Here is a 9209-nt window from a genome sequence, read left to right as displayed (position 1 = left end):
GTCTTCAACAGCCCGCTGCACGTCAAGCACATCACCAACCTGCAGGAAATGGTGAAGAAGGGCTACTTCAGCTACGGTGGCCGCAAGTCGGAGTCGCAGGCCAAGTTCTATAACGGCGAGTGCGCGATGTTCACGGGTTCGTCGGCATCGCTGGCGAATATCCGCAAGAACGCCAAGTTCGCCTTCGGCGTGTCGCAGCTGCCGTACTATGCCGACGTGCCGGGTGCCCCGCAGAACACCATCATCGGCGGCGCCTCGCTGTGGGTGATGGGCGGCAAGAAGCCCGAGGAGTACAAGGGCGTGGCCAAGTTCTTCACCTACCTGTCGCGTCCGGAGATCCAGTCCGACTGGCACCAGGCCACCGGCTACCTGCCGGTCACCATGGCCGCCTACGAGCTGACCAAGAAGTCCGGCTACTATGAAAAGAACCCGGGCGCCGATGTCTCGGTGGAACAGATGGTAGTCAAGACCACCGACAAGTCGCGCGGCGTGCGCCTGGGCAACCTGGTGCAGATCCGTACCGTGGTCGACGAGGAGCTCGAAGCCGTCTGGGCGGGCAAGAAGCAGCCCAAGGAAGCCCTGGACACCGCGGTCAAGCGCGGCGACGAACTGCTCGAGCGCTTCCAGAAGACCGCGCGCGAGTAAGCCGGCCTGCCCTTGCCGCGAAGACGGGCGGGTTCGCATCCCGCCCKTTTTTTGTTGGCCTGGCACATTGGCCGGGGCGCTCCCGCAACGGCGCGTCCCTGCCAATGTGCCACTTCGTTGGCGCGCCCGCCTTGCGGATGCGCGCCGTAACCTGATTCGATGCCGCCTTGCGCGGCATTCGTTGGACGATTGGATTGCCCATGGAAAAACGGGTTGTCTTCCGGTCGCGATGGCTGCCTTACCTGCTGGTGTTCCCGCAGATTGTCATCACGCTAGTTTTCTTCTTCTGGCCTGCGGGTCAGGCCTTGTACCAGTCCGTGCTGCAGCAGGACGCGTTCGGCATCAACCTGGAGTTCGTCGGGCTGGAGAACTTCAGCACGCTGTGGAACGACCCGCTCTACCTGGAATCCTTCCGCATCACCGGCGTGTTCGCGGTGGGCGTGACCCTGGTCGGCCTGTCCTTCTCGCTGCTGCTGGCGTACTTCGCCGACCGCGTGCTGCGCGGCGCGATGGCCTACCGCATGCTGCTGATCTGGCCCTACGCGGTGGCGCCGGCGGTGGCGGGCGTGCTGTGGATGTTCCTGTTCAATCCGAGCCTGGGCGTGGTGTCCTACGCGCTGCGCGCGCTCGGCATCGACTGGAACTTCCTGCTCAACGGGCAGCAGGCGCTGGGCCTGGTGATCCTGGTGGCGGCATGGAAGCAGATCAGCTACAACTTCCTGTTCTTCCTGGCCGGCCTGCAGAGCATCCCGAAATCGCTGATCGAGGCGGCCGCCATCGACGGCGCAGGCCCGTGGCGCCGCTTCTGGTCGATCGTGTTCCCGCTGCTGTCGCCGACCACCTTCTTCCTGATGGTGATCAACGTCGTGTACGCGTTTTTCGACACGTTCGCCATCATCGACTCGGTGACGCACGGCGGGCCTTTCAACTCCACCAACACGCTGGTCTACAAGGTGTTCCACGACGGCTTCCGCGGCATGGACATCGGCGGCTCGGCGGCGCAATCGGTGGTGCTGATGGTGATCGTGGTCGCGCTCACGGTGGTGCAGTTCCGCTACGTGGAACGCAAGGTTCAATACTGATCAGGCGGGCGCAAACATGGTAGAACGACGACCCTTTCTGGATTTCCTCACACACCTGGTGCTGATCCTCGGCATCGTGGTGGTGGCGTTTCCGGTCTATGTGACTTTCGTGGCTTCGACGCTGACGGCGGAACAGGTGCTGGAAGCACCGATGACGCTGTTGCCCGGCAGCCATTTCTTCGAGAACTATCGCACCGTGCTGTTCAAGGGCGTGGGCGAGTCCGCTTCCCCGGTCTCGACCATGATGCTCAACAGCCTGGTCATGGCGCTCGGTATCTCGCTGGGCAAGATCGCGATCTCGATCATCTCGGCCTTCGCGGTGGTGTACTTCAAGTTCCCGCTGCGCAAGACCTTTTTCTGGATGATCTTCATCACGCTGATGCTGCCGGTGGAAGTGCGGATCCTGCCGACCTACAAGGTGGTGTCGGACCTGGGCATGCTGGACAGCTACTTCGGCCTGACCATCCCGATCATTGCCTCGGCGACCGCGACCTTCCTGTTCCGCCAGTTCTTCCTGACCATCCCGGACGAGCTGGCCGAGGCGGCGCGCATCGACGGCGCCGGGCCGCTGCGCTTCTTCAAGGACGTGGTGCTGCCGCTGTCCAAGACCAGCATCGCGGCACTGTTCGTGATCCAGTTCATCTACGGCTGGAACCAGTACCTGTGGCCGCTGCTGATCACCACGCAGAAGTCGATGACCCCGGTGGTGGTGGGTGTCACGCAGATGATCTCCCGCTCCGGCGATGCCGCGACCGACTGGAACCTGGTGATGGCCACCGTGATGCTGGCCATGATCCCGCCCGCGATCGTGGTGGTGCTGATGCAGAAGTGGTTCGTCAAGGGCCTGGTCGAAACCGAAAAATAAGCGGACGGGGCAGGGCGCGAAAACGCGCCCGCCACGCCTACTCAGCGCATAAGCAGCGAGAAAGAATAGCAATGGCAAAACTGTCGCTTCGCAACGTACAGAAAACCTACGCCGGCAATGTCAAGGTCGTGCACGGCATCGACATGGAAATCACCGACGGCGAGTTCATCGTCATCGTCGGCCCCTCGGGTTGCGGCAAATCCACGCTGCTGCGCATGGTGGCCGGGCTCGAAGCCATCAGCGGCGGCGAGGTCCATATCGGCGAGAAGGTCGTGAACGACCTCGAGCCGGCCGAGCGGGACATCGCCATGGTGTTCCAGAACTACGCGCTCTACCCGCATATGAGCGTCTACGACAACATGGCCTACGGCCTCAAGATCCGCGGCATGGCCAAGGCCGAGATCGAGCAGCGCGTGCGCCATGCCGCCGGCATCCTGGAGCTCGCCCCGCTGCTGGACCGCAAGCCGCGCCAGCTCTCGGGCGGCCAGCGCCAGCGCGTGGCCATGGGCCGCGCCATCGTGCGCGAGCCGGCGGTGTTCCTGTTCGATGAGCCCCTCTCGAACCTGGACGCCAAGCTGCGCGTGCAGATGCGCCTGGAGCTCAAGGAGCTGCACCGCCGCCTGCGCACCACCAGCATGTACGTGACGCACGACCAGGTCGAGGCCATGACGCTGGCCGACCGCATGATGGTGCTCAACGGCGGCCGCGTCGAGCAGATCGGCACGCCGCTCGAAGTCTATGCGCGCCCGGCCAGCACTTTCGTGGCGAGCTTTATCGGTTCGCCGCCGATGAACCTGGTGCCGGTGGCCCGCGTCAATGGCGGCCAGGGCGAGGCGCAGATGCGCGTGGAGCAGAAGGAGGGCGCCCAGGGGCAGCCCGCCACGCTCGGCCACCTGCCGATGGGCCTGCACTTGCCGCAGCGCGCGTTGCTGGGCCTGCGCCCGGAGCATATCGAGCCGTGCGCGGCGGCCGAGGCGATTGCCGAGATCGATGTGCGGCTGGTCGAAGCGCTGGGGGCGGACTCGTTCGCCTACGGCACGCTGGGCAGCCAGCCGGTGGTGGTGCGCCTGGACAGCAATATGCATGTGCGCGGCGGCGACCGCCTGCCGATCACGGCCTCGGCCGATCACCTGCATTTCTTCGACGCCGAGACCGGCAAGCGGATCGACGCCTGAGCGGACCAAACGGTAATCCACACCATGACGCAGACCACCTGGCCCTATCCGCGCCATATCGCCCATCGCGGCGCCGGCAAGCTGGCTCCCGAGAACACGCTGGCGGCCTTCCGCCACGGTGCCTCGTTCGGCTACCGCATGTTCGAGTTCGACGTGAAACTCTCCGGCGACGGCCGTGCCGTGCTGTTGCACGACGCCACGCTCGACCGCACCACCAGCGGCCGCGGCCGCGCCGATGCGCTCACGCTGGGCGAACTGGCTACGCTGGATGCCGGCAGCTGGCATAGCCCGGCGTATGCCGGCGAGCCGATTCCGACGCTGGCAGCGATCGCCCGCTATACCCGCGCCAACGGCCTGCACGTGAATATCGAGATCAAGCCGGTGCCGGGCGCGGAATGGCGCACCGGCGCCGCGGTGGCGCTGGACGCGCTGGCCCTGTGGGCCGGCAGCGAGGTGCCACCGCTGCTGTCGTCGTTCTCCGAGGAGGCGCTGGAGGCCGCCCGCAAGGCTGCCCCGGCGCTGCCGCGCGCGCTGCTGCTGGACAAGCTGCCGCCCGACTGGCTGGAGCGGCTGCGCCGGCTGGACTGCGTGGCGCTCGATTCGAACCACCGCGAGCTCACCGCCGAGGTGATTCAGGCAGCGCACGCGGCCGGTTTTCGCGTGGCCTGCTATACGGTCAACGATCCGGTGCGCGCCGCCGAGCTGCTCGGCTGGGGCCTCGACGCGCTGATCACCGACGCGGTCGACCAGATCGCCCCGGACGCGGCCTGAGTACGACCCGAACGCGGCCTGAACACGGCCGCACGGAGGGGGACGGAGGAGGGCGCGGCACGACCGCCTGCGCGTGCGGTCGTGCCGCGCAACGATGCCCGATGGCGCTTGTTGTTAATCCGTTCCGTAATGCGAAAAGACCCCAGTGGCGGTTGGCAAACGTGCTATGCTTATGCGCAGTGAAGACTTAGGTCCTTCCCCGCACAACTTGCCCTTGCAGGGCGATCGCAGCGCCGAAAGAACCGGCACCCATCGTGGTGCCGTTTGCATAAGGTGCTCCGGTTGACCTGAAGAGTTGTTTGCAATCCGCTAACCGGTCAAGCCGTGTCGCGGAAGGTTGATGAACCCGCTTTACTCCGGCATACCCGGAGAATAGTGAGCGCCCCATGATGCAGCAGTATCAAAGCAATTCGTACCTCTTCGGCGGCAATGCCCCCTATGTGGAAGAGCTGTACGAGGCCTACCTCCAGAATCCCACTTCGGTTCCCGACAACTGGCGCGCGTATTTCGACGCGATGCAGAACGTGCCGGCCGTCGACGGCTCCAACGCCCGCGACATCGCCCACGCTCCCATCGTCGCCTCGTTCGCCGAGCGCGCCAAGCAGGGTCCAATCAAGACCATCGTCGCGTCCGCCGATTCGGACATGGGGCGCAAGCGTGTCGCTGCCACGCAACTGATCGCCGCCTACCGCAACATCGGTTCGCACTGGGCCGACCTCGATCCGCTCAAGCGCCAGGAGCGTCCGCCCCTGCCGGATCTCGACCCGGCTTTCTACGGCTTCTCCGAAAGCGATCTCGACATCGTCTTCAACGCCAGCAATACGTATTTCGGCAAGGAATCGATGAGCCTGCGCGAGCTGCTCAACAACCTGCGCGAAACGTACTGCAGCAGCATCGGCGCCGAGTTCATGTATATCAGCGACCAGGCGCAGAAGCGCTGGTGGCAGGAGCGCCTGGAAACCACGCGTTCCAAGCCGGTGTTCACGCTCGACAAGAAGAAGCACGTCCTGGACCGCCTGACCGCGGCCGAAGGCCTGGAGCGCTTCCTCCACACCAAATTCGTCGGCCAGAAGCGCTTTTCGCTCGAAGGCGGCGAATCCTTCATCGCCGCCATGGACGAGCTGATCCAGCGCGCGGGCAGCAAGGGCGTGCAGGAAATCGTGATCGGCATGGCCCACCGCGGCCGCCTGAACGTGCTGGTCAATACGCTGGGCAAGATGCCGGCGGACCTGTTCGCCGAATTCGAAGGCAAGCACGTCGACGACCTGCCGGCCGGCGACGTGAAGTACCACAAGGGCTTCTCCAGCGACGTCTCCACCGAAGGCGGCCCGGTCCACCTGTCGCTCGCCTTCAACCCGTCGCACCTGGAAATCGTCAACCCGGTCGTGGAAGGCTCGGTCAAGGCCCGCCAGGAACGCCGCGGCGAGCCCGCCGGCCACGCCGAAGTGCTGCCGGTGCAAGTGCACGGCGACGCGGCATTCGCCGGCCAGGGCGTGGTGATGGAAACGCTGAACCTGGCGCAGACCCGCGGCTACGGCACGGGCGGCACGATGCACATCGTGATCAACAACCAGATCGGCTTCACCACCTCCGACCCGCGCGACGCGCGTTCGACGCTGTACTGCACGGACGTGGTCAAGATGATCGAAGCGCCGGTGCTGCACGTCAACGGCGACGATCCCGAAGCCGTGGTGTTCGCCATGCAGCTCGCAGTGGACTTCCGCATGGAGTTCAAGCGCGACGTCGTGGTCGACATCATCTGCTTCCGCAAGCTGGGCCACAACGAGCAGGACACCCCGGCCGTCACCCAGCCGCTGATGTACAAGAAGATCAGCCAGCACCCGGGCACGCGCAAGCTGTACGCCGACAAGCTGGCAGCGCAGAACCTGGTCGGTGCCGACTTCGGTGACGAGCTGGTCAAGGAATACCGTGCCGCCATGGACGCGGGCAAGCACACGGTCGACCCCGTCCTGTCGAACTTCAAGAACAAGTTCGCCGTGGACTGGATGCCGTTCCTGAACCGCAAGTGGACCGACGCCGCCGACACCGCGGTGCCGGTGACCGAGCTCAAGCGCCTGGCCGAACGCATCACCACGATCCCCGAGCACTTCAAGCTGCACACCCTGGTCGAGAAGGTCGTCAAGGACCGCGCCAACATGGGCCGCGGCGACCAGTCGCTGGACTGGGGCATGGGCGAGCACCTGGCCTTCGCGTCGCTGGTGGCTTCGGGCTACCCGGTGCGTATCACCGGCCAGGACGCCGGCCGCGGCACCTTCACCCACCGCCACTCGGTCCTGCATGACCAGAACCGCGAGCGCTGGGATGCCGGCAGCTACGTGCCGCTGCAGAACGTGTCCGAGAACCAGGCTCCGTTCACGGTGATCGACTCGGTGCTGTCCGAAGAAGCCGTGCTCGGCTTCGAATACGGCTTCTCGACCGCCGAACCGAACGCGCTCGTGATCTGGGAAGCCCAGTTCGGCGACTTCGTCAACGGCGCCCAGGTCGTGATCGACCAGTTCATCTCGTCGGGCGAAGTGAAGTGGGGCCGTGCCTCGGGCCTGACCCTGATGCTGCCGCACGGCTACGAAGGCCAGGGTCCGGAACACAGCTCGGCGCGCATCGAGCGCTTCCTGCAGCTGTGCGCGGACCACAATATGCAAGTCTGCCAACCGACCACCCCGGCCCAGATCTTCCACCTGCTGCGCCGCCAGATGATCCGTCTGTTCCGCAAGCCGCTGGTGATCATGACGCCGAAGTCGCTGCTGCGTAACAAGGATGCGGTCTCGCCGCTGTCCGACCTGGCCAAGGGTCACTTCGAGACCGTCATTCCGGATCACGAAGAACTGAACGCCAGCAAGGTCAAGCGCATCGTCATGTGCTCGGGCAAGGTCTACTACGACCTGGTCAATGCGCGCAAGGAACGTGGCGCCGGCGATACGGCCATCATCCGCATGGAACAGCTCTATCCGTTCCCGCACAAGGCGGTGGCCGCCGAGCTGAAGAAGTATCCCAACGCCAACGAAATCGTGTGGTGCCAGGACGAGCCGCAGAACCAGGGCGCCTGGTTCTTCGTGCAGCACTACATCATGGAAAACATGACCGAAGGGCAGAAGCTCGGCTACGCCGGCCGTCCCGCCTCGGCATCGCCGGCAGTTGGCTACTACGCCAAGCACAACGAGCAGCAGAAGGCGCTGCTGGATGCGGCTTTCGCCAAGCTCAAGGGCTTTGTCCTGACCAAATGATCGTGGCCTGAATGGCGGTGCGCGCGCCGAGCGCGCACCGCTTTGTCTTTGCCGCATGCCCGAAGCACATACGAATACAAAAGGAAATACCAACCATGGCTATTGTTGACGTCAAGGTTCCGCAGCTGTCCGAATCGGTTGCAGAAGCGACCATGCTGAACTGGAAGAAAAAGCCGGGCGAAGCCGTTGCCCAAGACGAAATCCTGATTGAGATCGAGACCGACAAGGTCGTGCTCGAAGTGCCGGCCCCGTCGGCAGGCGTGCTGTCGCAGATCATCCGCAACGATGGCGACACCGTGGTCGCCGACGAAGTGATCGCCAAGATCGACACCGAAGCCACCGCCGGCGCAGCTGCTCCCGCCGCCGCCGCGCCCGCACCTGCCGCCGCGCCCGCAGCCGCTCCGGCCGCTGCCGCGCCCGCCGCAGCCGGCGCCGTTGCCATGCCTTCGGCTGCCAAGCTGATGGCCGAAGGCGGCCTGTCGGCCAGCCAGGTTGCCGGTACGGGCCGCGATGGCCGTATCACCAAGGGCGACGTGCTCGGCGCCGCCGCTGCACCGGCCGCCGCGCCTGCCGCCAAGGCAGCCCCGGCCGCCGCCGCCAAGCCGGCACTGCAGCAAGTGTCCGCGCCGGTCGACTTCGCAGCCCTGGGCGACCGTCCGGAAGAGCGCGTGCCGATGAGCCGCCTGCGCGCCCGTATCGCCGAGCGCCTGCTGCAATCGCAATCCACCAACGCCATCCTCACCACCTTCAATGAAGTGAACATGAAGCCGGTGATGGACCTGCGCAACAAGTACAAGGACCGCTTCGAGAAGGAACACGGCGTCAAGCTGGGCTTCATGTCCTTCTTCGTCAAGGCCGCGGTGCACGCGCTGAAGAAGTTCCCGCTGATCAACGCATCGATCGACGGCAACGACATCGTCTACCACGGCTACTTCGACATCGGCATCGCGGTCGGTTCGCCGCGCGGCCTGGTGGTGCCCATCCTGCGCAACGCCGACCAGCTCAGCCTGGCCGACATCGAGAAGAAGATCGCTGAATTCGGCCAGAAGGCGAAGGACGGCAAGCTGTCGATCGAAGAAATGACCGGCGGCACCTTCTCGATCTCGAACGGCGGCGTGTTCGGCTCGATGCTGTCGACCCCGATCATCAACCCGCCGCAATCGGCCATCCTGGGCGTGCACGCCACCAAGGACCGCCCGGTGGTGGAAGACGGCCAGATCGTGATCCGTCCGATGAACTACCTGGCCATGTCCTACGACCACCGCATCATCGACGGCCGCGAAGCCGTGCTGGGCCTGGTCGCGATGAAGGATGCGCTGGAAGATCCGGCACGCCTGCTGCTGGACCTGTAAGCGTCGCGCGCATCCGAAGTGACTGAAGTCCTGCCACCCGGGCGCCGCGCGCGCCCGGGCGGGCACGACGGACCGTA

Annotated in this window: 7 protein-coding genes; all 7 read left to right on the top strand. The window is 65.1% G+C overall.

Features of this window, described 5'->3' with window-relative positions:
- On the top strand, positions 1–645 hold a 645-nt coding region (locus tag AC1DK4_RS34330; RefSeq protein WP_477132068.1), incomplete at its 5' end, for an extracellular solute-binding protein.
- A gap of 200 nt (positions 646–845) precedes the next feature.
- The gene (ugpA, locus tag AC1DK4_RS34325) at positions 846–1727 is read left to right on the top strand and encodes a sn-glycerol-3-phosphate ABC transporter permease UgpA (RefSeq protein WP_441623660.1); all 882 of its coding nucleotides are present in this window, start codon (positions 846–848) and stop codon (positions 1725–1727) included.
- Positions 1728–1743: 16 nt separating this feature from the next.
- Positions 1744–2592 carry a sn-glycerol-3-phosphate ABC transporter permease UgpE gene (gene ugpE, locus AC1DK4_RS34320; RefSeq protein WP_441623662.1) on the top strand — a complete coding sequence of 283 codons (849 nt, stop codon included), beginning with the start codon at positions 1744–1746 and terminating at the stop codon, positions 2590–2592.
- Between the two features lie 71 nt (positions 2593–2663).
- Positions 2664–3767 (top strand): sn-glycerol-3-phosphate import ATP-binding protein UgpC, encoded by a 1104-nt coding sequence (locus AC1DK4_RS34315; RefSeq protein ID WP_441623664.1) that lies wholly within the window; start codon positions 2664–2666, stop codon positions 3765–3767.
- 24 nt (positions 3768–3791) lie between these two features.
- Entirely contained in the window at positions 3792–4538 is a 747-nt protein-coding gene (gene ugpQ, locus AC1DK4_RS34310; protein ID WP_441623666.1) for a glycerophosphodiester phosphodiesterase, read from the top strand.
- 386 nt (positions 4539–4924) lie between these two features.
- A complete protein-coding gene (locus AC1DK4_RS34305) occupies positions 4925–7780 on the top strand; it encodes a 2-oxoglutarate dehydrogenase E1 component (RefSeq protein WP_441623668.1) in 2856 nt (951 codons plus the stop codon).
- Positions 7781–7875: 95 nt separating this feature from the next.
- Complete coding sequence (odhB, locus tag AC1DK4_RS34300) at positions 7876–9132, top strand: 2-oxoglutarate dehydrogenase complex dihydrolipoyllysine-residue succinyltransferase (RefSeq protein WP_441643519.1); 1257 nt, start codon at positions 7876–7878, stop codon at positions 9130–9132.
- Positions 9133–9209: the final 77 nt, after the last annotated feature.

This window comes from Cupriavidus sp. 05N38 (genome assembly GCF_056397345.1).
Note: the sequence above shows the minus strand (reverse complement) of the source record. Positions and strands in the feature narration are given on the sequence as shown.